The organism is Bradyrhizobium sp. B124 (assembly GCF_038967635.1).
Lineage (GTDB): Bacteria > Pseudomonadota > Alphaproteobacteria > Rhizobiales > Xanthobacteraceae > Bradyrhizobium.
This window is the reverse complement of sequence record NZ_CP152413.1, coordinates 6,140,608-6,164,101: the sequence shown is the minus strand read 5'-3', so window position 1 is coordinate 6,164,101 and position 23,494 is coordinate 6,140,608. Positions and strand designations below refer to the sequence as shown.

Annotated in this window: 23 protein-coding genes; 10 read left to right on the top strand and 13 right to left on the bottom strand. The window is 63.7% G+C overall.

What is annotated here, in order from left to right; genetic code table 11:
* Window positions 1-24: 24 nt before the first annotated feature.
* The 3 genes from AAFG13_RS29255 to AAFG13_RS29245 form a co-directional block, all read right to left on the bottom strand.
* Window positions 25-1,650, bottom strand: coding sequence for an FMN-binding glutamate synthase family protein (locus tag AAFG13_RS29255; protein WP_212311833.1), 1,626 nt, complete (start codon window positions 1,648-1,650; stop codon window positions 25-27).
* A gap of 603 nt (window positions 1,651-2,253) precedes the next feature.
* A complete protein-coding gene (locus AAFG13_RS29250; RefSeq protein ID WP_212311834.1) occupies window positions 2,254-3,123 on the bottom strand; it encodes a patatin-like phospholipase family protein in 870 nt (289 codons plus the stop codon).
* A gap of 246 nt (window positions 3,124-3,369) precedes the next feature.
* Window positions 3,370-4,143, bottom strand: a complete 774-nt coding sequence (locus AAFG13_RS29245) for a ferredoxin--NADP reductase (protein WP_092119813.1) — start codon at window positions 4,141-4,143, stop codon at window positions 3,370-3,372.
* A 299-nt stretch (window positions 4,144-4,442) separates the two neighbouring features.
* On the opposite strand from AAFG13_RS29245, the gene AAFG13_RS29240 reads away from it, so the two are divergent.
* Complete coding sequence (locus tag AAFG13_RS29240) at window positions 4,443-5,378, top strand: RimK-like protein (RefSeq protein ID WP_342708978.1); 936 nt, start codon at window positions 4,443-4,445, stop codon at window positions 5,376-5,378.
* A 33-nt stretch (window positions 5,379-5,411) separates the two neighbouring features.
* On the opposite strand, the gene AAFG13_RS29235 is transcribed toward AAFG13_RS29240, so the two are convergent.
* Together AAFG13_RS29235 and AAFG13_RS29230 are read right to left on the bottom strand one after the other, a co-directional pair.
* Window positions 5,412-5,612 (bottom strand): hypothetical protein, encoded by a 201-nt coding sequence (locus tag AAFG13_RS29235; protein ID WP_212311837.1) that lies wholly within the window; start codon window positions 5,610-5,612, stop codon window positions 5,412-5,414.
* Between the two features lie 26 nt (window positions 5,613-5,638).
* A complete protein-coding gene (locus AAFG13_RS29230; RefSeq protein ID WP_342708977.1) occupies window positions 5,639-5,995 on the bottom strand; it encodes a response regulator in 357 nt (118 codons plus the stop codon).
* 201 nt (window positions 5,996-6,196) lie between these two features.
* Between AAFG13_RS29230 and AAFG13_RS29225 the strand changes: the two genes are divergently transcribed.
* From AAFG13_RS29225 to AAFG13_RS29215, 3 genes are all read left to right on the top strand, one after another.
* Window positions 6,197-6,463 (top strand): hypothetical protein, encoded by a 267-nt coding sequence (locus AAFG13_RS29225; RefSeq protein WP_342708976.1) that lies wholly within the window; start codon window positions 6,197-6,199, stop codon window positions 6,461-6,463.
* Between the two features lie 218 nt (window positions 6,464-6,681).
* On the top strand, window positions 6,682-6,828 hold the full coding sequence (locus tag AAFG13_RS29220) for a hypothetical protein (protein ID WP_342708975.1): 147 nt from the start codon (window positions 6,682-6,684) through the stop codon (window positions 6,826-6,828).
* A 71-nt stretch (window positions 6,829-6,899) separates the two neighbouring features.
* Entirely contained in the window at window positions 6,900-7,127 is a 228-nt protein-coding gene (locus AAFG13_RS29215; RefSeq protein ID WP_342708974.1) for a hypothetical protein, read from the top strand.
* 200 nt (window positions 7,128-7,327) lie between these two features.
* Here AAFG13_RS29215 and AAFG13_RS29210 read toward each other — a convergent pair whose 3' ends face one another.
* From AAFG13_RS29210 to AAFG13_RS29200, 3 genes are all read right to left on the bottom strand, one after another.
* Window positions 7,328-7,936 (bottom strand): hypothetical protein, encoded by a 609-nt coding sequence (locus tag AAFG13_RS29210; protein WP_342708973.1) that lies wholly within the window; start codon window positions 7,934-7,936, stop codon window positions 7,328-7,330.
* A gap of 522 nt (window positions 7,937-8,458) precedes the next feature.
* The gene (locus AAFG13_RS29205) at window positions 8,459-9,415 is read right to left on the bottom strand and encodes an amino acid ABC transporter substrate-binding protein (RefSeq protein WP_342708972.1); all 957 of its coding nucleotides are present in this window, start codon (window positions 9,413-9,415) and stop codon (window positions 8,459-8,461) included.
* A 12-nt stretch (window positions 9,416-9,427) separates the two neighbouring features.
* Window positions 9,428-10,717 (bottom strand): dicarboxylate/amino acid:cation symporter, encoded by a 1,290-nt coding sequence (locus AAFG13_RS29200; RefSeq protein ID WP_212311842.1) that lies wholly within the window; start codon window positions 10,715-10,717, stop codon window positions 9,428-9,430.
* A 230-nt stretch (window positions 10,718-10,947) separates the two neighbouring features.
* Between AAFG13_RS29200 and AAFG13_RS29195 the strand changes: the two genes are divergently transcribed.
* Complete coding sequence (locus AAFG13_RS29195) at window positions 10,948-11,949, top strand: NADP-dependent oxidoreductase (RefSeq protein WP_212311843.1); 1,002 nt, start codon at window positions 10,948-10,950, stop codon at window positions 11,947-11,949.
* A 145-nt stretch (window positions 11,950-12,094) separates the two neighbouring features.
* Here AAFG13_RS29195 and AAFG13_RS29190 read toward each other — a convergent pair whose 3' ends face one another.
* Together AAFG13_RS29190 and AAFG13_RS29185 are read right to left on the bottom strand one after the other, a co-directional pair.
* Window positions 12,095-15,265, bottom strand: coding sequence for a multidrug efflux RND transporter permease subunit (locus AAFG13_RS29190; protein ID WP_342708971.1), 3,171 nt, complete (start codon window positions 15,263-15,265; stop codon window positions 12,095-12,097).
* 10 nt (window positions 15,266-15,275) lie between these two features.
* Entirely contained in the window at window positions 15,276-16,433 is a 1,158-nt protein-coding gene (locus tag AAFG13_RS29185) for an efflux RND transporter periplasmic adaptor subunit (RefSeq protein WP_342708970.1), read from the bottom strand.
* Between the two features lie 249 nt (window positions 16,434-16,682).
* Between AAFG13_RS29185 and AAFG13_RS29180 the strand changes: the two genes are divergently transcribed.
* The 5 genes from AAFG13_RS29180 (at window position 16,683) to AAFG13_RS29160 (ending at window position 20,889) form a co-directional block, all read left to right on the top strand.
* Entirely contained in the window at window positions 16,683-17,453 is a 771-nt protein-coding gene (locus AAFG13_RS29180) for a cysteine rich repeat-containing protein (RefSeq protein ID WP_342708969.1), read from the top strand.
* Between the two features lie 39 nt (window positions 17,454-17,492).
* The gene (locus tag AAFG13_RS29175) at window positions 17,493-17,714 is read left to right on the top strand and encodes a cysteine rich repeat-containing protein (RefSeq protein WP_092119845.1); all 222 of its coding nucleotides are present in this window, start codon (window positions 17,493-17,495) and stop codon (window positions 17,712-17,714) included.
* A gap of 109 nt (window positions 17,715-17,823) precedes the next feature.
* Window positions 17,824-18,036, top strand: a complete 213-nt coding sequence (locus tag AAFG13_RS29170; protein ID WP_097671005.1) for a hypothetical protein — start codon at window positions 17,824-17,826, stop codon at window positions 18,034-18,036.
* Between the two features lie 115 nt (window positions 18,037-18,151).
* Window positions 18,152-19,282, top strand: coding sequence for an FAD-dependent monooxygenase (locus tag AAFG13_RS29165; RefSeq protein ID WP_212311847.1), 1,131 nt, complete (start codon window positions 18,152-18,154; stop codon window positions 19,280-19,282).
* Window positions 19,279-20,889 (top strand): benzoate-CoA ligase family protein, encoded by a 1,611-nt coding sequence (locus tag AAFG13_RS29160; RefSeq protein ID WP_342708968.1) that lies wholly within the window; start codon window positions 19,279-19,281, stop codon window positions 20,887-20,889. Before AAFG13_RS29165 ends, AAFG13_RS29160 begins: the two co-directional genes overlap by 4 nt.
* Before the next feature lie 209 nt (window positions 20,890-21,098).
* Here AAFG13_RS29160 and AAFG13_RS29155 read toward each other — a convergent pair whose 3' ends face one another.
* Genes AAFG13_RS29155 through maiA form a run of 3 tightly spaced genes read right to left on the bottom strand, consistent with a single transcriptional unit; the run spans window position 21,099 to window position 23,417 of the window.
* On the bottom strand, window positions 21,099-22,283 hold the full coding sequence (locus tag AAFG13_RS29155; protein ID WP_212311849.1) for a 3-hydroxybenzoate 6-monooxygenase: 1,185 nt from the start codon (window positions 22,281-22,283) through the stop codon (window positions 21,099-21,101).
* Entirely contained in the window at window positions 22,283-22,795 is a 513-nt protein-coding gene (locus tag AAFG13_RS29150) for a MarR family transcriptional regulator (protein ID WP_342708967.1), read from the bottom strand. Before AAFG13_RS29150 ends, AAFG13_RS29155 begins: the two co-directional genes overlap by 1 nt.
* Window positions 22,785-23,417 carry a maleylacetoacetate isomerase gene (maiA, locus tag AAFG13_RS29145; protein WP_212311851.1) on the bottom strand — a complete coding sequence of 211 codons (633 nt, stop codon included), beginning with the start codon at window positions 23,415-23,417 and terminating at the stop codon, window positions 22,785-22,787. Before maiA ends, AAFG13_RS29150 begins: the two co-directional genes overlap by 11 nt.
* Window positions 23,418-23,494 lie beyond the last annotated feature (77 nt).

Genomic DNA, 23,494 nt, shown 5'->3' with positions numbered 1-23,494 from the left:
GCTACGGGCGCGACGTTTTCGTCCCTACCCCGCCGGCTGGAACGAGTCCGCGCGCGCCATTGCCCAGGCTTCGCGGAAGCGGGGATCCTGGGTGCCTTCGAGCAGCTCGCCCGGGCGCAGCGCCGGATAGAGCTGCGCGAAGGTGCGGACGTCGGTGGTCGAGCTCCGCTGCGAGAAGTGGATCGGGCGCAGATCCTTGGTGTGCTCGAGGCCGGCGGCCGCGAGCAGCTCGGTCAGCGCGTGCAGGGTCGAGTGGTGGTAGTTGTACACGCGCTCGATCTTGTCCGGCACGTAGAGCGCGCGGTTGCGGATCGGGTCCTGCGAGGTGACGCCGGTCGGGCAGCGATCGGTGTGGCAGCTCAGGGACTGGATGCAGCCGAGCGCGAACATGAAGCCGCGCGCCGAATTGCACCAGTCGGCCCCGATCGCCATTGCGCGCGCCAGGTCGAAAGCGGTCGCGATCTTGCCGGAGGCGCCGATCTTGATGCGGTCGCGCGCGCCGATGCCGATCAGCGCGTTGTGGACGAAACTGACGCCCTCGCGCATCGGCATGCCCAGATGGTCCATGAACTCGAGCGGCGCGGCTCCGGTGCCGCCTTCATTGCCGTCGACCACAATGAAGTCGGGATAGAGCCCGCTCTCCTTCATCGCCTTGCAGATCGCCAGGAACTCCCAGGGATGGCCGATGCACATCTTGAAGCCGGCCGGCTTGCCGCCTGACAGTTTGCGCATCTGCGCCACGAATTCCATCATCTGCAGCGGCGTCGAGAACGCCTTGTGATAGGCCGGCGAGATGCAGTCCTCGCCCATCGGCACGCCCCGGATCTTGGAAATCTCCTCGGAGACCTTCGCGGCCGGCAGCACGCCGCCATGGCCGGGCTTGGCGCCCTGGCTGATCTTGAGCTCGACCATCTTGATCTGGTCGTCGCCGGCGACGCTTGCGAACAGCTCCGGATTGAAGGTGCCGTCGCGGTTGCGGCAGCCGAAATAGCCGGAGCCGACCTCCCAGATGATGTCGCCGCCCATCTCGCGGTGATAGGGGCTGACGCCGCCCTCGCCGGTGTCGTGGGCGAAGCCGCCCTTCTTGGCGCCGGCATTCAGCGCCCGCACCGCGTTCGGGCTGAGCGCGCCGAAGCTCATCGCCGAGATGTTGAAGACCGAGGCCGAATACGGCTTGGTGCAGTCGGGGCCGCCGACGGTGATGCGGAATTTCTGGTCGGCATGCGGCTTCGGCGCCACCGAGTGGTGCATCCACTCGTAGCCCTCGCGATAGACGTCCTCCTGGGTGCCGAACGGCCGCTTGTCGAGCACCATCTTGGCGCGCTGATAGACCACCGCGCGGGTGTCGCGGGAGAACGGCATGCCGTCCTTCTCGCTCTCGAAGAAATATTGCCGCATCTCCGGGCGGATTTCCTCGAGCAGGAAGCGGACATGCGCCGAAATCGGGTAGTTGCGCAGCACCGCATGGTTCTTCTGCGTCAGGTCGCGGATGCCGAGCAATGTCAGCGCGCCGAAGATCGCCAGCGGGACCACAACGATCTTGAAGACCTTGTGGTCGAAAATCCCGACCAGCAGCAGGAGCGCGGTGACGACGGCGCAGATCGTCAGCACGATGAAGCGCGGCGAGAACGGAAGCAGCATCGTATCCATCAAATCCCTCCGGTCTGCCTTGAATACCCCGTCGGCCGTAAGCTAATCCAACTCGCGGAACAAGTGCACTACGGTTATACGGCCGAGCAGTCACAGATGTGACAACCGCCCGGATGGGCGGGTACGGCACCAGTCAAATTGAAACGAAATCGCCTTTTGCAGTGCAACGCAGTGGAGCTCCACAAAGACTGCGCCCCCTCCCCCACTTGCGGGCAGGGCGCACTGCCAAAATATCGAAAACAACCCCATGCAAAGTAGCCGGCGGACCCGGCAACTTGACTCGTCGGGCAAATCAGCGGCATTCTTCCATTATCCAGAAATCGTAAAGACGTCCCTCGCCCCGAGGCTATCGTCCTGCGTTTGTGGGCGAGGTCGCATCACATGTGGGAAAACCCTGGTGCGGGACTTCCCTGTGGCCATCCTTCGAGGCGCCCGCCGTTGAGTCCGCGCCCTCCAACACGTCGTCCCTGCCTAGTACGCAATTGCGCACTAGGCAGGGACGACGATGAGGATGGTGCCCGATTCAAAGCATCACCCCACGCGGTGTCATCACCCGCGCATGCGGGTGCGCTTGCGGGGAGATAAGGAGAGTGCACTGTTCGCCTAATGGACGTGCGGCCGCATTTCGTGGGGGATATGCCCCGCCTTCAGGCCGTCGCTGGCGAGCCACGCGTTGGTGGTGTCGAGGGCACGGGCGATGTGATCGGAGGTCCGGGAGAAATCGTAGGGCGAGCCGACCAGCGGGCACAGCGGCGGCACCACGAAATACTCGACGTCGGGACCGATATTCTCGAGCTCGTTGACGAGCTGCCGCGCGATCAGCAGCGTCAGCGCATGCAGCGCATTGGCGAGCGCGCCGACCGGCGGCGCCTGGTTGGCACAGGCATGCCCGGTCGGCAGCACGATCAGGCGCTTGGCCCCCTGCTTCACGGCGACGCGGACCGGCGTGTTGCTGGAGATCGCGCCGTCGGCGAGGTAGTGATCGCGGTAATGTACCGGCGTGAATGCGCCGGGGATCGCGGTCGATGCGACGATCGCTTCGGCCGCCGAGCCCTCCGACAGCACCACGCTGTCGCCGCTGATGATGTCCGTCGTGACGATGTGGATCGGGAGCCGCGCGTCCTCGAGATTGCGGAACGGGATGTAATCGTCGATCAACTTGCGGACGCCGTCATGCGAGATCAGGAAGTCGCGCCGCCACAGGAAGCCCACCAGCGTCCGCCAGCTCACCGGAAACACGTCCTGCCGGTTCAGGCCGCGCCAGATCTCGGCCAGCCGCGCCACGCCCGAGACCGTCGGGTCGCCGGCATAGAACGCACCATTCAAGGCGCCGACGCTGGAGCCGACCACCATGTCGGCGGCGACGCCATGCGCGGCCAGCGCCTGCAGCATGCCGACCTGGACCGCGCCAAAGCTGCCGCCGCCGGCGAACACAAAGGCGGTCTTCGGCGCATCCGGATCGGTGATGGACAAGGTGCTGCTCCCTTATCGCCGCGTTCGGGAAACCGCTGCGCGGCGTTGGTGGGCGTTATAGCAGTGGGGGATTGGACGGCGCCACAAACACCATCGTCGTCCCGGCCTAGTGCGGAATTGCGCACAGGAGCCAGGACCCATAACCACAAATGAAAAAGGCTGGAGCCCGATGGGGCCCCAGCCTTTGTCCAATCAGCAACGGTGGTTATGGGTCCCGGCTCGCGCTTCGCTTGGCCGGGACGACAACTAGCGCTCGACGAACGCCTTCTCGATCACGAAGTGACCGGGGGTGTTGCCGCTGCCTTCCTTGAAGCCGCGGGTCTCGAACAGCTGTTTCAGCTCGTCCAGCATCGCCGGGCTGCCGCACATCATGATGCGGTCGGTCTCGATATCGAGCGGGCCCTGATGCAGGTCGGTGAACAGCTGGTTCGAGGTGATCAGGTCGGTGATGCGGCCGCGATTGCGGAACGGCTCGCGCGTCACCGTCGGATAGTAGGAGAGCTTCTCCGACAGCAGCGGCCCGAACAGCTCGTCGTCGCGCAGCTTGGCGACCAGCTCCTCGCCATAGGCGAGCTCGGAGACCTGGCGGCAGCCATGGACCAGCAGGATCTGATCGTAGCGATCGTAGACCTCGGGGTCCTTGATCAGGCTCGCGAACGGCGCAAGGCCGGTGCCGGTCGACAGCAGCATCAGCCGCTTGCCGGGGATCAAATTGTCGGTGATCAGCGTGCCGGTCGCCTTACGGCCGACCAGGATGGTGTCGCCCTCGCGGATCTTCTGCAGCTTGGAGGTGAGCGGGCCGTCCTGCACCTTGATCGAGAAGAACTCGAGCTCCTCCTCGTGATTGGCGCTCGCCATCGAATAGGCGCGCAGCAGCGGCCGGCCATCGACCTCAAGGCCGATCATGGCAAACTGGCCATTCTGGAAGCGGAAACCGGAATCGCGGGTGGCTCGGAAGCTGAAAAGCGTATCGGTCCAGTGCTGGACAGAAAGAACTTTCTCTCGATAGAACGCGCTCATGGGTTTTCGTTTTCTCGACTGATCAGATTTAGAATGGTTTGATTTCTAGACTGCTCGCGACGGCGCTGAAGTGGCCGAAATCATTGAAGATCCCGCGTGTCCATTGCGCCAATGCATGAGATAGTCAAGATCAACTGGCGTGCAATTGCGATCTCAGAATGGCAGTCGTTCGATTTCGCGCAGAGGTTCAGCCACGACATCGTTAACACGTGGTGCTGCAGGTAATTTACTTGCTGAGATCGGCGCCGATCTGGCAATTAATTGCTACGAAAACCGTAGGTCGAAGGGAAAATGATCTCGTGGTCCTGATCAGCCAGCGAATCTTCCTGGAAACCATCAAAAAATATTGTTTGGCGCACTCCATTGCCGTCGAGGTGCGGTCCGGCGGCTGGCTGGTCATCATGACCAAGGGCGACGCGCGGCGGCTTGCGATCGGCTATGACATCGGGCTGAACAGCGCGGTCGCGCATCAGGTCGCCAACGACAAATCGGCCTGCGCCGAAGTGCTGGCATCGGCTGGCATATCAGCCATTCCGCACAGCCTGTTTCTCGGCAGCAAACTTAGCAAGCACATCCCCGGATCGGACTCGCTGGATACGATGTTGCTTCTGCTCGACCAGCATCCGCGCGGCCTCGTCGTCAAGCCCAATGAGGGGACCTCCGGCGAGCTCGTCTTCCGCGTGACGACACGAACGCAGCTGGAGACCGCGGTCGCCCGCATCCTCGCCGCGCATCCGAGCCTTGCGATCTCGCCTTACGTCGAGATCAGGGACGAGGTTCGCGTGGTGCTGCTCGATGATCGCGCGCTGATCGTCTACCGCAAGACACGGCCGTCGGTGGTTGGCGACGGCGTCCGCTCGCTGCGCGCGCTGGCGCAGGCGACCGCGCCGGCCGAACAGCTGAAGGCCCTCTGCGAGGATGTCGATGCCGCCGCGCTCGACGCCGTTCCGCCGGCCGGCGAACGGCTTCTGCTCAACTGGCGGCACAACCTCGATGCCGGCGCCGAGCCGGTGCTGCTCACCGATGTTGCGACACGCGACGCTTGCGTCGCGCTCGCGATCGAGGCCGCGCAGGCAGTCGGCATCCGGTTCGCCTCCATCGACGTCGTGCACGTTGATGGCGCGTGGCAGGTGCTGGAAGTGAATTCGGGCGTGAAGATGGAGGCACTGGGCCGCCGCCATCCGGCGCTGGTCGAGGCGGCGTATCACGCTGCGCTGGACGCCGTGTTCGCGTAAGCGACGTGCGACGCGCTCGCCTTGAGCCTCCGATCATTCTCGCGGGTGCTCTTTCTCATAGGCAGCGACGATCAGTTCCGATTGCTCGACCTGTGCGGTGAGACGGTCGATCTCGGCTTGCGTCTCCGGAAACACGCCAGCGCCTGCCGTATTTCCGGATTGCAACTCCGCGAGCAGTTCACGATTCCTCGTGATCTGCTCGCGGTGCCAATCGATTTCGGGATCGTCTTGCATGGATCTATGTCTCGATCGGCCAGGGCTTACGACGCCAGCTCGCGCAGCAGAGTGGATGGATAAACCGGTTTGGCAAAAAATTTGACGCCGTCAGGCAGATCGCTGGGCGGCGCCAGGCCCGAGATCACGAGCACGCGCACTCTCGGGTCACAATCCAGCGCCCATTGTGCGAGTTCGATGCCGTTCATTCTGCCCGTGAGCTTGACGTCGGTGACCAGCAGTGACGGGTGACGCATCTTGATGGCAAGCGCAGCCGTCTCGCCGTCCTCGCATTGGATGACGTCGAAATGCCCTTCCTTCAACAACAACGCAATCATGTCGCGCTGGATCGTGTCGTCTTCGACCACAATTGCGGTTTGGTGAATTGACCTCGTGTAGCCCATGGCAACCTCCAAACGGTCAACCCCAGTGTTCAATGACTGAGGACGCTTAAAGTTCTGGTTCCAGGCTCGATAACCGGCAGGTTCCGGCGGACGTTTGCAAGTTCCGAGCGGAACAACATTCGAGTTTGCGGCGTCATTGATGAGAGAAGAGCCAGATGGTTCGGGCCTGGGGACAGGAAGTCGTGCCAGGAGGCAAAGCTGATGAAGAACGCTGTACGGTCGGATCAGGATTGTTCTGAACCCTACAAAGCCGACGCGGCGGCTGGCGCGCCCAGCTATCTATCCTCTCGACGACGGGTCGAAGACCTGGTCCCGGATGCCAATGACATGCGGTATCAGGCGATGGAGCGAGAGACGACCGGTTCGCTTGGCGATCCCTTTGGCGCTCGCCTGCCGCACGATATCGTTTCCGAGATGGAAGCAGAGCTCAAGCAGCAGGTCGATCGGCTTGTCGCGGAGCGACACTAGAGCCTATCCCGTTCCGATTGAATCGGAACGGGGCTCTAGACTCTTGTTCTGACGCGTTTTCTTCACGCGAACCGGTATCCACTTCGCTCGAAAACGCTCCAGCTGGTGAAGCGACGAGTTCGCAGACTTCAACAGCGGAATCTCGCCTGCCGATGATGCTCCAGAGATCGCGGCGCGGAAACTCGAACCAAGATCCCCGCCGGATCAATGGAGTTTTGATGGGAGCGATCCTTGGACGCGCGATTTTCCAGGTCATGGTTGTTCTGGCGGCGGTCGGCATCGTTGCCCTCGCTTCTATGGCGGTCCACGGCGGCTACGCGCATGCGGCAGTACAGCTTGCCGCAAAATTCTCGCCGCCATTTTGATCCATTCAGCGGCTTGCTCCTCCCGCCCAAGGGAGTACGCTGACCCGCATTAATCGATCCGGATCCAGATTATGCGCAAACTCCTTTTGAGCCTCCTCGCCGTCACGGCGTTCGCCGCTGCCTTCAACCCTCCGGCCGCCAACGCCGTATTTTGGCGTGGCGTCACGGCTCCGACGAATATCGACATCCACGGCTATCCGATCATCAAGGAGCCGCCGCCGAGCACATGCCAGTTGATCCACGTGAACGGGTTCTGGGTCCGGCAGTGCCTGGATTTGTCGCATCGCTATTGGCGATGAGCGAAGCCGCGCTTCGTCGCGACAGTTCGGGACCATTTCGATCGCCGCGCGAGCAGGCGTCCCACCCTTCAGCACGGCCGCATCGCGGCGCGAAGGTCAGCAAACACATTCCCGGATCGGACTCGCTAGATGCGATGCTGAGGCAGCATATTCCGCGGCGCTGGATTCAGCGTTCGCGAAAAATAAAGGGTGACCAGCGTTCAAATCGTACCTTTTCGAGCCGGGTTCTTTACCCATTCAACTATGCCTCGCAAAAATTCCCAAACGTCGCCAATTGCCGGTCTGACATAGTCGTCTTGCGCGGGGTCATCCCCCAGCCTTTTTAGCATGGAGACCGTCCAGTCGGTCTTCTTTCCCTTCACCCCTAGAGTTAGCAGCCACTTTTCTAGTTCACCTTTTCGGGTGACGAATATGCCGTACTCAGCAAGCTTGTCGAACAGATCGTTTGCTGCGGCTCCATCCTTGATATTTCTGAGACCATCTACTCCGCACTCCTTCATGTTGAGTTCACTATCCGTGAACAGCTTATGAACTGCAGACCTAGTCTGCCCCAATCCCAGATGAAGCGGTTCGGGTACTTGGGAGGCTCCAAGCCATCCGGTCCACGTGTTCCCGCCATCCTTTAGAATATCAATGTCGGTTATGGCCGCAGCGGGCACACCGAACGTACGTAGGGGCCCGATGATGTCTTGGATGGTCTGCTTGTTCTGAGCATTAATGAAAAGGATGGATGGAATTCCTGCCGTCTGCTCGGAAAGCGTGATCGGCTCAACAACTTCAGTGAAGCTTAAGGTAATAGAATTGAGCATTCAGCAAGCTCCTGGAGAGAGGAAACAACCTTAACTGGCACGAGTCGTGCGTGTGTTTCAACGCTTGAAGATACCCCAATAGTTGAGACCTTCGAGAGAAACGAGCTTCGCATGCTCCTCAAGAGACAGTGGATTGTAATCTTCAAAGCAGACCCGCTCGGGCCACTTGCCGGCGAGTTTCACCCTAGCAGCCGCACGTATGATACGGAGGATGAGGCCAAAGTTGCGCGGAGGCGCGGCGACCAGACGGGAACGGCAGTGGACATCATAGAGATCAAATTTGATCCTAGCGGATCGCGATTGCCATGACCGGGCTACAAATAGCACTGCCGCTACTATGGCCGGCACGGCCCGTCTCGCTGAAAATTACACCGACGCCTACGCATTGATTTAGGGGCCCTCCCTTTGTAGGAGAGGCCGGATTGCATGAAGCGAAGCGGAATGCGATCCGGGTCAGCGGTCTCGGTCTCACGGGGACGTTCGCTCGAGGACAGACCCGAACCCCTCACCCGGACTTCGCGGCTAATTCGCTCCGCCCGCCGAATCGTCGAGCGCCTTGAAGGCGTCTTCGAGCTGCGGTGAGAGCGCGACGTTGAGCTTCTCGCCGGTCGGCAGGCGGGCGACGAACCACTTGTTGTAGAGCGGGATGATGTCACGGTTCGAGGCGAGCTTGCGGAAGGCGCGCTCGACCACGTCCTTCATCTGCGGCTCGCCCTTGCGGTACATAATGCCGTAGGGATCGTAGGACAGATAGTCGCCGGTGACGCGGAACTTGTCCTGCGACTTGTGCCGCGCGATCAGGCCGTAGAGCAGGATGTCGTCGGTCGCGAACGCATCCGCCTTGCCGTCCACCAGCATCTGGTAGGACTGCTCATGGTCGCCGGCGGTCACGATGTTGAGGCCGAGCTGTTGCTTGGCGTCGACATTATGCAACGCCTGCTCGTTGGTGGTGCCCTTGGTCACCACCACCGTCTTGCCCTTCAAGTCGGCGGCCTGGTTGACGCCGGAGGCCTTCGGCACCATCAGCTTGGTGCCGGCCACGAACATCAGCGGCGAGAATGCGACCTGCTTGCCGCGCTCGGCATTCGCCGTGGTCGATCCGCACTCCAGATCGATCTTCTTGTCGACGACCGCCGGAATGCGGTCGTCGGAGGTGACCTTGACGTAGTCGACCTTGAGGTTGGCGTCGTCGACCTCGGCTGCGATCTCGTCGACGATCGCATCGCACAGCTCGAGGCTGTATCCGATCGGCCGGTTGGAGTGATCGAGGAACGAGAACGGCGGCGAGCTTTCGCGATAGCCGATACGCACCGCGTGCGTGGCCTTGATGTTGGCGAGCGTGGGGCTGAGCCCCTCGCCCACCGGCTGTGCGGACACCGGTCCGATCAGCAGGCTTGCCGCCAGCAGACATGCTGACAGCAGGCATGTCGACAGTAGAGGCGCCTCAGCCCGTATCGGCCTCCAGCGGGCGCGATGCATGCATCCCTCCCGTCAATGACCGGCCATCACGGCGCCGGGCACCGCATCCTGCGGCACCGCGTCGTCGGGCCCGAGCTCGTGCTCGGCCTTCAGCTCGCCCTCCCACTTCGCGACCACGGAGGTGGCCAGCGAGTTGCCGATCACATTGGTGGCGCTGCGGCCCATGTCGAGGAAGGTGTCGATGCCCATGATCATCAGCAGCCCGGCCTCGGGGATGCCGAACTGCGACAGCGTCGAGGCGATCACCACCAGCGAAGCGCGCGGCACGCCGGCCACGCCCTTCGAGGTGATCATCAACGTCGCCAGCATCGCGAACTGCGTGCCGAGCGACATCTCGATGTGGTAGGTCTGCGCAATGAAGATGCTCGCGAAGGTGCAGTACATCATCGTGCCATCGAGGTTGAAGGAATAACCGAGCGGCAGCACGAAGGCCGAGATCCGCGAGGAGGCGCCGAACCTGTTCAGCCCTTCCAGCGTCTTCGGATAGGCCGCCTCCGAGGAGGCGGTCGAGAACGCGATCATCAGCGGCTCGCGGATCAGCCGCAGCAGATGGCTGTAACGCGGCCCGATCACGACGAAGCCGACCGCGACCAGGATGGCCCACAGGATCAGCAGCGACAGATAGAAACCGCCCATGAAGACGATCAGCTTCCAGAGCACGCCGAGACCGTTCTTGGAAACGGTCGCCATGATCGCGGCCCACACCGCGATCGGTGCAAACAGCATCACATAGCTCGTGACCTTGAGCATGATGTGGGCGAGATCGTCGATCAGGCTCATGATCGACTTGGCGCGCTCAGGCATGGCGCCGAGCGCCACCGCGAAGAACACCGCGAACACCACGATCTGCAGGATCTCGTTCTGCGCCATCGCATCCGCGATCGAGGTCGGGATCAGATGGGTCAGGAACTTCTCGATCGAGAAGGCCGAGACCGGCAGGCCGGTGGACTGGGCCTTGTCGGGCAGCGTGCCGGGGAAATTGGCGCCGGGCTGCAACAGGTTGACCATCACGAGGCCGAGCAGCAGCGAAACGAACGAGGCGGAAACGAACCAGCCCATGGTCTTGGCGAAGATGCGCCCGAGCTTGGCGCCGCTTCCCATATGGGCGATGCCGCCGACGAGGGTTGCAAACACGAGTGGCGCGATGATCATCTTGATCAGGCGCAGGAACAGCATTGCGATCAGGTTGACGTCGGCTGCGATCTCGGCACGGCTGTCAGGAAAGTAGTTGAAGACGATCGTCCCCATTGCGATGCCAAGGACCATCGCAAGCAGGATGTATTGCGTAAACCTGTTCGACATTCTCTTACCCCCGTAAGTTCCCGGCGAAGGGCAAGTGTGGCAGATTTACGCAGCTACGCAACACGCTTCGCGCCGAGCGGGACTTTGCCGATATGTTCCCGTTGTGGAATGCCAGCGCGCGGACTAGCGTTCATGCAGCGCACAATCTGTGCAATGAGCTGCGCACAGTGCAGTCAAACTGCATGCGAAACGACCAACGCCAAGGGAAGCCAAGAGGGGAGACACCGCCAATGAACGACACCGTCAATCGCCAGATCCTGCTTGTTGAGAAGCCGACCGGCAAGCTTGGCCCCGAGCATTTTCGCCTGACCAAGGGCACGGTCCCCGCGCCGAAGGACGGCGAGGCGCTGGTGCGGACGCGCTACATCTCGCTCGACGCCGCCAACCGCGCCTGGATGCACGGCGCCACTTACCGCGCCGCGGTGGAAGCCAACACCGTGATGGCCGGCGGCGGCATCGCCGAAGTGGTGGCGTCGAATGACCCCGGCTTGAAGCCGGGCGATATCGTGTTCGGCGACACCGGCTGGCAGGACTATGCCGCCGTGCCCGCCAAGCACCTAGCCAGGATGCCGAAGCTCGAGCCGATGACGCATCTGCTCAGCGTCTATGGCATTGCCGGCCTGACCGCCTATTTCGGCCTGCTCCATGTCGGCAAGCCCAAGGAGGGCGAGACCGTGGTGGTGTCGGCGGCCGCCGGCTCGGTCGGCTCGATCGTCGGCCAGATCGCCAAGATCAAGGGCTGCCACGTGGTCGGCATCGCCGGCGGCAAGGACAAGTGCCACTGGCTGACCTCGGAGCTCGGCTTCGACGCCGCGGTCGATTACAAGGACGGCGCCACCTACAAGGCGCTGCGCGCAGCGGCGCCCAAGGGCATCGACGTCTATTTCGACAATGTCGGCGGCGACATCCTCGAAGCTTGTTTGGCGCAGATGAACAATCGCGGCCGGATCGCCTGTTGCGGCGCGATCTCGCAATATGACGGCGTGCCCTCCGCGCACGGCCCGCGCGGCGTGCCCGGCTTGATCGTGGTGAAGCGGCTGGTCATGCAGGGCTTCATCGTGATGGACTACATGGACCAGCGCGATGCCGCGCTCGCCGACCTGCAATCCTGGGTCTCCTCGGGCAAGCTCAAGGTCCAGGAAGACGTCATCGACGGCATCGAGAACACGCCGCAGGCGCTGATCGGGCTCTTGGCCGGCGAGAACCGCGGCAAGCGCATGGTGAGGGTGTAGCGGGAAGCGCTCTCAAACCCGTCATCCTGAGGAGCGCGAAGCGCGTCTCGAAGGATGCACGGCCCGGCTGATGGCCGTCGACCCTTCGAGACGGCCGCTTCGCGGCCTCCTCAGGGTGACGGGGATGGGTTTGGTGCGCGCGGCCCTAATGCACGGTCCCCGACGCCTGCGGTGCGGCTTGCGGCGTGGCCGCCTTGCCTTTCTTTGCCTTGCGCCAGTTCTCGAAATTCTGCACCACGACGAAGAATGCCGGCACGAACAGCACCGCGAGGCAGGTCGAGGCGATCATGCCGGAGAACACCGTGATGCCGATCGACTTGCGGGCGCTGGCGCCGGCGCCGGTCGCGAGCACCAGCGGCAGCACGCCGAGGATGAAGGCGAACGACGTCATCAGGATCGGCCGGAACCGGGCGCGGGCCGCGTCGATCGCCGATTCCAGCACCGGCTTGCCGTCGCGGATGTGATGCTCGAGCGCGACCTCGACGATCAGGATCGCGTTCTTGGCCGACAGCGCGATCAGCAGGATGGTGCCGATCTGGGTGTAGAGATTGTTCTCGATCCGAAGCGACGTCAGCACCAGCATGGGCCCGAGCAGCGACAGCGGCACCGCCAGGATCACCGAGATCGGCGCGTACCAGCTCTCATATTGTCCGGCGAGCACGAGATAGACCAGCAGCAGCGCCAGCGCGAATACATAGTAGATCTGGCTGCCGACCTCCTTCTCCTGGTACGACATCGCCGTCCACTCATAGCCGGTCCCGGGCGGCAGCGTCTTGGCGGCGATCTCCTCCATCAGCGCCATCGACTGGCCGGAGCTGTAGCCCTGCGACGGCAGGCCGATGATGGTCGCGGACGGATAGAGGTTATAGAGACTGATCAGCGACGGCCCGACCGACGGGGTGATCTTCGCCACGGTACCGAGCGGGACCATGTCGCCATTGCTGTTGCGCACCATCATGTTCTCGATGTCGCGCAGCGTCAGGCGGTACTGCGCATCGGCCTGGGTGTAGACCTGGAAGGTGCGGCCGAACTTGGTGAACTGGTTGACGTAGCTCGCACCGAGATAGGACGACAGCGTCGAGAAGATCTGGTCGGTGGTGACGTGCAGCGTCTCGGTCTTGATGCGGTCGATCTGGACGTCGAACTGCGGCACCATCGAGCGGAACGACGACTGCACGCGCTGTAGCGCACTTTGGGTCTGGGCATTGCCGACGACGGCGCCGGTGACCGCCTGCAGCTTGCCGTAATCGGCGTTGCCGTCACGGAGCTGCACCTGCATGGCAAAGCCGGCGGCATTGCCGATGCCCTGGATCGGCGGCGGCGGGATCACCAGGATCCGCGCCTCCGGGATCACCGCAAGCTTGTCGTTGAGCCCGTAGACCAGCGAGCGCAGATCCTCGCCGGGGCTGCGCGAGCCCCAATCCTTCAGGATGACATAGGCGACGCCGGCATTGGCGAGGCTCGACGAGTTGTCGAGCGCGGAGATGCCTGCGATGGCGACCACCTGCTCGACACCCGGTGTCTTGCGAGCGATCTCGGTGACCTGATCGAGCACCCGCTGGGTGCGATCGATCGCGGCGCCGTCGGGCAGCTGCACCGCGGCCAGCAGGTAGCCCTGGTCCTCGATCGGAATGAAGCCGGTCGGCACCCGCGACAGCCCGTAGCCGGCAATTCCGATCAGAACCAGCGCGACCAGGACCGAGGTCTTGGCGTGGCCGGCAATGCCGCCGATCATCCGGGTGTAGCCCCGCTCCACCCGGTCATAGACCGCGTTGAAGCCACGGTAGAAGACATTGCGCTGCGCCAGTGGTACCGGCGGGCGCAGCCAAAGCGCACATTGCGTCGGCTTCAAGGTCGCGGCATTGACGGCGCTGAGCAGCGCGGTCGCCGCGATCACCAGGGCGAATTGCGCGTACATCCGGCCGGTCAGCCCCGGCAGGAAGGCCGCCGGCAGGAACACCGAGATCAGCACCAGCGTGATGCCGACGATCGGCGCGAACAATTCGTCCATCGCCTTGATCGCGGCATCGTGCCCGGACATGCCGCGCTCGATATTGTGCGCGGCACCTTCGACCACCACGATGGCGTCGTCGACCACGATGCCGATCGCCAGCACGATCGCAAACAGCGTCGAGAGATTGATGGTGAAGCCGAGCGCGGCCATCGCCGCGAACGCGCCGATGATGGTGACCGGCACCGTGGTGGCCGGCACCAGCATTGCCCGCCAGTCCTGCAGGAACACCAGGATCACCACCAGCACCAGCAGGCCGGCCTCGATCAGCGTCCGGTACACCTCGTCGATCGAGGCCTGGACGAATTTGGTGGTGTCGAACGGCGTGTCGTACTTGATGTCCTGCGGGAACTGTTTGGCGAGCTGCGCCACCTTCTTCTGCACTTCCTTCTCGACCTGCAGCGCGTTGGCGCCCGGCGACAGGAACACGCCGATGCCGGTGGCCGGCTTCTGGTTGAGCGAGAACACCTGGCTGTAGGTCTGCGCGCCGAGCTCGACCGAGCCGAGATCGCGGACGCGGGTGACGTCGCCGACATTGCCGGTCTTGACGATGATGTTCTCGAACTGGCTCGCATCGTCGAGCCGGCCGTTGACGTTCAGCGTGTACTGGAACGCCTGCCCCTGCGGCGCGGGCGGCGCGCCGACCTGACCCGCGGTGACCTGCTGGCTCTGCTGCTGGATCGCCTGGATGACGTCCTGCGGCATCAGCCCGCGCGCCTGCAGCTTGTTCGGATCGAGCCACACCCGCATCGAATACTGCCCGGCGCCGAACACCGTGACGTTGCCGACGCCTGGCAGGCGCGACAGCTCGTCGCGAATGTTGATGGTGGCATAGTTCGACAGGAACAGGCTGTCGTAGGTCTTGTTCGGCGAGGTCAGCGTCACGAACAGCAGGATCGAGGTCGACCGCTTCTGCACCGTGACGCCCTGGTTCTGCACCGCGGTCGGCAGTTGCGACAATGCCGAGGAGACGCGGTTCTGCACCAGCACCTGCGCGAAGTTGAGGTCGGTGCCGATCTTGAAGGTCACCGTCAGCGTGTAGGTGCCGTCGGCGCCGCTGTAGGACTGCATGTAAAGCATGTCCTCGACGCCGTTGACCTGCTGCTCGATCGGCAGCGCCACGGTGTCGATCACGGTTTTTGCCGACGCGCCGGGATAGCGCGTCGTCACCTGGACCGTCGGCGGCACCACATCGGGATATTGCGCGACCGCAAGATTGAACAGCGCGACGCCGCCGATCAGGATCATCAGGATCGCGATGACGTTGGAAAGGACCGGCCGCTCGATGAAGAATTTCGAGATCATGGCGCGCCCCTCACTTGGCCGGTGCCGGCGTCGCGTCGCCCTTCTGCATCCGCGGATCGACCTTCTGCCCGGGGATCGCGCGCAATAATCCGGCGGTCACGACGCGGTCATCGGCCTTCAGCCCGCTCTCGACGACGCGCAGCCCTTCGTCGAGCGGACCGATCGTCACCTTGCGCTGCTCGACCACATTGTCGGCATTGACCACCAGCACGTAGCGGCCGGCCTGGTCGCTGCCGATCGCAACGTCCGGCACCAGCAGCGCGTTCTCCTGCTTGGTGAAGGGCACGCGAACGCGGACATAGAATCCCGGCAGCAGCACGCGATCCGGATTGGGTATTAAGCCACGAACGGGAAGCGTTCCGGTCGACTGATTGACGGTTGGTGCGACGTAATCGAGCTTGCCCTTGTGCGGATAACCGGTCTCGGTCTGCAGGCCGACCTCGACCGGCAACTGCCTGATATCGTTGACCGTCATGCCGAGGCGACGCGCTTCGTCACGCACCCGCTGCACGTCCTGCTCACTGACGTTGAAATTCACATAGATCGGGTCGAGCTGCACGATGGTGGCAAGCTGGGTGGGCGAGGCCACGCCGACCAGCTCGCCGACCGACACGAGATGGTTGCTGACGATGCCGTCGAACGGGGCGGCCACATTGGTGTAGCCGTAATTGACCGCGGCGATCTTGGTGTTGACCTGGGCCTGCTGCAGGTTGGCCTGCGCGTTGTCCCGCGTCGAGGTCGAGTTTTCCAGCGTCGCCTGCGAGACCGCCTGGCGCTGCACCAGATCCTGCTGCCGCTTGAAATCGGACTCGGCCTGCTTCAGCGTTGCTTGTGCGCCGACCTCCGCGGCCTGCGCCTGCTCCAGCTTCAGCTTGTAGGTCTCGGGCTCGATCGTGAACAGGGTGGTCCCCTGTTTCACCGGCGAGCCGTCCTGATAGTTGATCGACTGCAGAAAACCCTGCACGCGCGCGACCAGATCGACGGTCTTGATCGGCGCGGTGTTTCCGGTGGCGTCCAGGTAGCGCGTGATGGCGCGTTGCACCGGCGGCGCGACTTCGACCTTGGGCGGCGGCGGCGCAACAAAACTGTTTTGCTCGCAGGCACTTAAACTGACAAGGGCCGCTACGACGAAGGCGATACGCGGAAGCGGCGCATTTCGCAGCCGCACAAAATCGCTCTGACTGAAATGTGCCGACGCGCGCGCATGCCTCATTTCCGAGCCTCAATTCAAATGTCTTAATTCAAAGATATAGAAGCGAGCAAAAAATTCAGCCGACGTATTCCATAGCAACAATCCGCTTGCAGCGGAACTCGAAAGCGAAAATGATGTCGCTCGCGAAGGTTGTTAGAGCAAAACTTTTTCAGACTCAGTTCAGTTGAGCCGGAGGCTTCCGGCGCGACGAGAGGATTTATTCAAATGATCAACGCGTTGACACGTGCAACGAGGCTGTCCGCATGGCTCGCGCTTGCGGCACTGATGAGCACCGCACCGGCCTTGTCGCAGGCGCCGACCCAGGCGCAGCGCGACGCCATCAAGTCGCAATGCCGCAACGATTACATCGCACACTGCTCCAGCGTTCCGCCCGGCGGCGAAGCGTCACTGCAGTGCCTGCAGAAGAACATGGCAAGCCTTGGCCCTGGCTGCGCCAGCGCCGTGAAGGCCGTGGAAGCTCCAAGCGCTGCACCCGCAGCAGCCAAGACCGACGCGGCTCCGGCGGCGACGGCGGCCAAGCCCGCGGAGACGGCCGCTCCGAAGACCGCCGCAGGAAAGCCAAGCAGCGCGCAGATCTCCGCGATCCGCAGCGCCTGCCGCGCCGATTATCCCAAGGTCTGCGCGGGCGTGCCGACCGGCGGTGCGCCGGCGCTGCAGTGCCTCGAGAAGAACAAGGAGAAGCTTTCGCCGGCCTGCGAGAAGGCCGTGGCGGCCGCCGCCGGCGGTGGCTCTGCGCCGGCCGCGGGTGCCGCGACAACGGCAGCTCCGGCGGCTGCACCGGCGGCGATCGCGTTGCGGCCGCTGCGGCCGCGCGAAGAGATTTTCGTGCTGCGTTCGGCCTGCGGCGCCGACGTCCGCTCGATCTGCGGCGGCGTCCAGCCGGGCGGCGGGCGGATCGTGCAATGCCTGGCGACCAATGCCGGCTCACTGTCGCCGGCGTGCCGCGAGGTGCTGGCGCCGTTCGCGGCGCGGTAACCCTATTGTCATGCGACTGATCGGAAAAGGGAGCGATCGATGCTGCGTCTTGTCCTGACCGCCGTTCTGCTTTGCGGCTCGACCGCCGTCTACGCCCAGGAGCTGACATCGGCGCAACGCGACGCCTGCATGGGCGACTATCAGAAGTTTTGCAAAAGCGTGACGCCCGGCGGCGGACGCATCATCGCCTGTCTTGCCAAGGAGAGCGACAAGCTGACGCCCGCCTGCAAGAAAGTGCTGGCGGCAGCGGAAAAGAAATAGCCGCGCAGGCGGTGAGACGATAGTTGCGCGGTGATTTGCCGGGCACGGAGCCGCAGCACCTTGTTGTCACAAACAGGCCAACCAACCTCACTCCGGGAGAGGGAATATCATGCGCTCATTATTGCTGATCGCTGCGGCCCTGCTGTCCTTTGCCGCGACCATGACCTTCGAGTCCTCCGATGCCAACGCCGTGGTGTGCGGACGCGGCCCCTATCGTGCCGGATGCGCGAGCACGCGCGGCGCGGTGGTCGTCCGCAAGCCCGTGGTCGCCGGCTGCCGCTGGGTGTGGGTCGGCGGGGTCAAGGTCCGCCGCTGCTACTGAGCCGTTCGCGGCCACGCTTCTAGTCGCCGCGTGCATTTTCCCTCTGGCGTTCCCGCCAGAGGGCGATTAGTCTGGACCCAAATAGTAAGTACACTGTCAATCTGGGAGGCAGACGTTGCGGATCGCCGTGATTGGCGGAGGGCCCGGCGGGCTCTATTTCGCCTATCTCTGGAAGAAGCGTCATCCTGACGCCGAGATCGATCTGTTCGAGCAGAACGCCGCCGGCGCCACCTGGGGCTTCGGCGTGGTGTTCTCCGAACAGGCGCTGGAGTTCCTGCGCGCCGACGACCCCGAGACGGTCGACGCCATCGCGCCGCGGATGGAGAGCTGGAAGAACATCAGGCTCAATCTGCGCGGCGAGAGCGTCGAGATCGACGGCGTCGGGTTCTCCTCGATCGGCCGGCTGGCGCTGCTGACGATCCTGCAGGAGCGCGTGCGCAGCACTGGCGTCACGCCGCGCTTCGACACCGTGGTGCAATCGGTCGACCAACTCAGGGGTTACGACCTGATCGTCGCCGCCGACGGGTTGAACTCGATGGTCCGCCGCGATTTTGAGGCCGCATTCGGCGCGTCGGTCTCGCATTCGACCAACAAATTCGCCTGGTACGGCACCAGCAAACCCTTCGCGACACTGTCGCAAACGTTCGTGGCGACCGAGCGCGGCAACTTCAACGCCCATCATTATCGCTATGCAAAGGACATGAGCACCTTCCTGGTCGAATGCGACGCGGCGACCTGGGCGGCCTACGGCTTCGCCGACAAGACGATCGAGGAATCGCAGGCGATCTGCGAAGACGTATTCGCCGCGACCTTGGACGGTCACAGACTGATCTCGAACAAATCGGTGTGGCGCAATTTCCCGTGGATCTGGAACGAGCGCTGGTCGCACGGCAACATGGTGCTGATCGGCGACGCGCTGCATTCGGCGCATTTCTCGATCGGCTCGGGCACCCGGCTTGCGATCGAGGATGCGATCGCGCTGACCAAGGCGCTGGAGACCGAAAGCAGCATCGCCGCTGCGCTTGCCCGCTACGAGGCCGAGCGCAAGCCGATCGTGAAGAAGCTCGTTACCGCAGCGCGGACCAGCGCCGACTGGTACGAGCATTTCCCCGCGCACATGAAGCGCGGCCTGATGGATTTCGCCTACAGCTACATCACCCGCTCCGGCCGGATCGACGATGCGCGGTTGCGCGCGATGTCGCCCGCCTTCATGGCCCGTTTTGAGGCCGCAAAGGGACGCTCATGACTGGGATCGCCGACCTGGTTCCGCAGGACAATCCCGGTGCGCGCGAGATCGGCTTTGCGCTTCCCGAGCGCTACAATGCGAGCCGCATCCTGTTCGACAATCTCGGCAACGGCAATGCCGACCGCCTGGCGCTGACCGGTCCCGCCGGCACGCGGACCTATCGCGAACTGTGCACCGAGGCGGCGCGCTGGGGCCACGCCTTCCAGTCGCTTGGGCTAAAGCGCGGCGACCGCGTGCTGCTGTTCCTCGACGACACGCCAGCCTATCCGGCAGCGTTCTTCGGCGCGGTGCGCGCCGGTTTCGTGCCATTGCTGATCAACACGCTGACGACGCCGGAGCTGTTGCAATTCTATCTGTCCGATGCCGGCGCGCAGGTCGCCGTCACCGATGCGGAGTTCTGTTCGCGCTTCGACGCCGAGGCCTGCAAGGACACGTCGCTGCGCACGCTGGTCGTGGTCAATGGCACGGGTACCGGGCATGCCGTCGCGGAGGCGCGCAACGCCGGCGACTGGCTGCAAGCGTTTCCGACCGAGCTTGACGCGGCCGACACCCACCGCAACGAGATGGCGTTCTGGATGTATTCGTCGGGCTCGACCGGCCGTCCCAAGGGCATCGTGCATCTGCAGCACGATATGGCCTATAGCGAGCTGGCCTTTGCCCGCAGCGTGCTGAAGCTTTCGCCCGGCGACATCTGCTTCTCGGTGCCGAAGATCTTCTTCGCTTACGGCTTCGGCAATTCGATCACGTTTCCCTTCTCGGTCGGCGCCGCGACGCTGCTGTTGCCGGGCCAGCCGAAGCCGGCCGCGATCTTCGCCGCGATTGCGCAGTACCGGCCGACCGTGTTCTTCGGCCTGCCGACGCTCTACATCACCCTGACCAAGACCGAAGGCGCCGAGCAGGCCGATCTCTCCTCGCTGCGGATGGCGGTCTCGGCCGCCGAGGTGCTGTCGGCCGACGTGTTCAACGGCTGGAAGCGGCTCACCGGGCTCGAGATCATCGAAGGGCTCGGCTCGACCGAGGTGCTGCACGTCTATCTCAGCAACCGCGCGGAGCAGAAGAAGCTCGGCGCCGCCGGCCTGCGCGTGCCCGGCTACGAGATCATGCTGCGCGACAGCGACGGCCGCGAGGTCGGCGACAATGAGGAAGGCATTTTGTGGGTGCGCGGCGATTCCGCGACGCCACTGTACTGGAACCGACCGGACAAGACCGCCGAGACCGTGCGCGAGGACGGCTGGATCTACACCGGCGACCGTTTTGTGCGCGACAGCGACGGTTTTCATTTCTTCCGCGGCCGCGCCGACGATCTGGTCAAGATTTCCGGCCAGTGGGTCTATCCGCTGGAGGTCGAGCTGTGTCTTGCCGATCACCCCGATGTCCGCGAGTGCGCCGTCTACGCCGCTGAGCTGCCGGACCGCCGCATGACGCTGCGGGCCGTGGTGGTGATGAACAAGGCCGGCTTCGACGCCAATGAAGCGACGCGGCGGCTGCAGGACTATGTCAAGGCAAAGCTGTTGCCGTACAAATATCCGCGCGAGGTAAAATTCATCGACGAGCTGCCGAAGACCGGCACCGGCAAGATCGATCGCCAGGCGGTGATGCGGATGTGAGGGGCGGGTCGATGGACGCGGCCACCGCAAATTCGGTGTCGTCCCGGCGAAAGCCGGGACCCATAACCACAAATGCTTGTGGCGAGCAGGCTGGGGCCACAGCTAGTCATAACAACAGCTATCGGTGGTTATGGGTCCCGGATCGCGCTTCGCTTGTCCGGGACGACGACGGAGAATGTGCCGCATGTTGCGCATCTCACATCGAGCAGCTAGCCGCCCAGCCCGGTCCCGCCATACAGCCACGCGATGTCGTCGCACCATTCCGTCTGCGACTTTGCGCTCATGATTGCGTTGCGGATGCGGGCGTGGTCGCCGGCGGGATGGTAGACGTGCTCGCCGATTGCGCGTGACATCAGTTGCACGCGCGCGGTGCGCGGGAAGCGTTGCGCGCGGTAGGCTTCCAGCGCGGCCGCATGATCGTCGTGATTGGCCAGCATGTGCGACAGGCACACCGCGTCCTCCATCGCCTGGCAGGCGCCCTGCGCGAAATATTGCAGCATCGGATGCGCGGCGTCGCCGAGCAGCACCACGCGGTCGTCGATCCAGCGCTCGGTGGGGTCGCGGTCGCACAGCACCCAGAGCTTCCAGTTGGTGCCGTGCCGGATGATGTTCTGCGCCCGCTCATGGACGTGGGTGAAACCCCTCATCACCTCGTCCTCGGAGACCGGCTTGCCCGCGACCGGCTCCGGCGCATCGTTGTGATAGGTGACGACGAGGTTGAACACCTTCCAGCCCGACAGCGGATAATGCACGATGTGGCATTTCGGACCGGCCCACAGCGTCGCCGCGTTCCAGCGCAGATCCTCGGGCATCTGCTCGGTCGGGATCACGGAACGATAGGTGGTGTGGCCGGAGACGCGCGGCGGGCCATCCGCCGTCACCTGCTTGCGGATGTTGGACCACAACCCGTCGGCGCCGATCAGCAGGCGTCCGGTGATGCGCTCGCCATTGGCGAGGTTTGCGGTCACGGACGAACCATCCTGCGCGTAGCCTGTCACCTCGCTGGACACGCGCAGCTCGATCAGCTCATGGCTCTGGCAGGCGCGCAGGAACACGCCATGCAGGTCGCCGCGATGCACCACGGCATAGGGATTGCCGAACCGCGCGCGGAAGCTGTCGCCGAGGTCGATATGCGTGATCTCGTCGGCGGTCAGCGCATCCATCAGCCGCAGCTGGTCGATATAGACCGCCATGTTGCGCGCGGCCTCGCCGACACCGAGATAGTCGAAGGCGTGGAACGCGTTCGGCCCAAGCTGGATGCCGGCGCCGATCTCGCCGAGTGCTGAAGCTTTCTCCAGCAGGATGGAGCGAATCCCCTTCTGCGCAAGGCCGAGCGCCACGGCGAGACCGCCGATGCCGCCGCCCGCGATCAGGACCGGCTTGCCCTCCGCCATCAGCCTGACCTCCCGAGATGCTCGAGCGCATCCTCGGCGCGCAGCGGCACACGCGAGGCCTCGTTGTTGAGGTCGACGAGCTGGGTCAAGAGCGCCAGCAGCGTCTTGCGGTCGGCCGGCTTCAGCGGCTGCAGCATCCGCGCCTGCGCCTTGTCGACCGAGGGCATGATGTCGTTGAGCACTGCGGCGCCGGCCTTGGTGAGGTAGAGCAGCTTGACGCGCTTGTCCTCGGGCGCCGGCTTGCGGACGATGTATTCCTTGGCCTGCAGGCGCTCGATCACATTGCCGAGCGTCGAGCGGTCGAACGCGATCACCGCCGAAAGCCTTGTGGCATCGATGCCGGGATGGGTCGAGATCGTGACCAGCGCGGCGTATTGCACCGGCGTCAGGTCGAACGCCTTGCACTCCTCGATGAACAGCGCGACCGCGATCTGCTGCATGCGCCGGAACAGATAGCCGGGCGCGGTGTAGACCGCGTCCATCGTGACGGGTGTTGGCTTGCTACTCGGCATCGGGCTGCTTGTCCGGGGCGGCGTCGGCGAACGCCTTGACTTGTTTTGCCGCGGCCTCTGCCTTGAGCAGGCGCGGATAGGCCGAGACGTCGACGCCGAAGCGCCGCGCATTGGCGAGCTGCGGCACCAGGCAGAGATCGGCCAGCGTCGGCGCATCACCGAAGCAGAATGGCCCGGCCTCCGCCGCGATCAAGGTCTCGCAGGCCAAAAGGCCCTCGCGATTGGCCCAGGCCGCCCATCCCGTCACCTGCTCCTCAGGCAGGCCGAGCTGGCGCAGCCGCGCCAGCACTTTCAGATTCTGCACCGGGTGGGTGTCGCAGGCGATCGCCTGTGCGAACGCGCGCACCTTGGCGCGCCGCAATGGGTCGTTCGGCAGCAGCGGCGGATTGGGATTGGTCTCGTCGAGCCATTCGATGATCGCAAGCGACTGGGTGAGGATTGCGCCGGCGTCGCTCTCCAAGGTCGGCACCAGCCCCTGCGGATTGATCGCGAGATAGGCCGGCGCGCATTGCTCGCCCTTGCGCAAATGATGCGGCAGATGCTCTGACGTCAGCCCCTTCAGATTGAGGGCGATCCGGACCCGGTAGGACGCGCTGCTCCGGAAATAGCCATGCAGCTTCATCGGAACCTCCCTTGCATTTCCTCATTGGCTAGAGCTTTTCCGTTCCGATGGAATCGGAACGAAGCTCTAGATTCAAG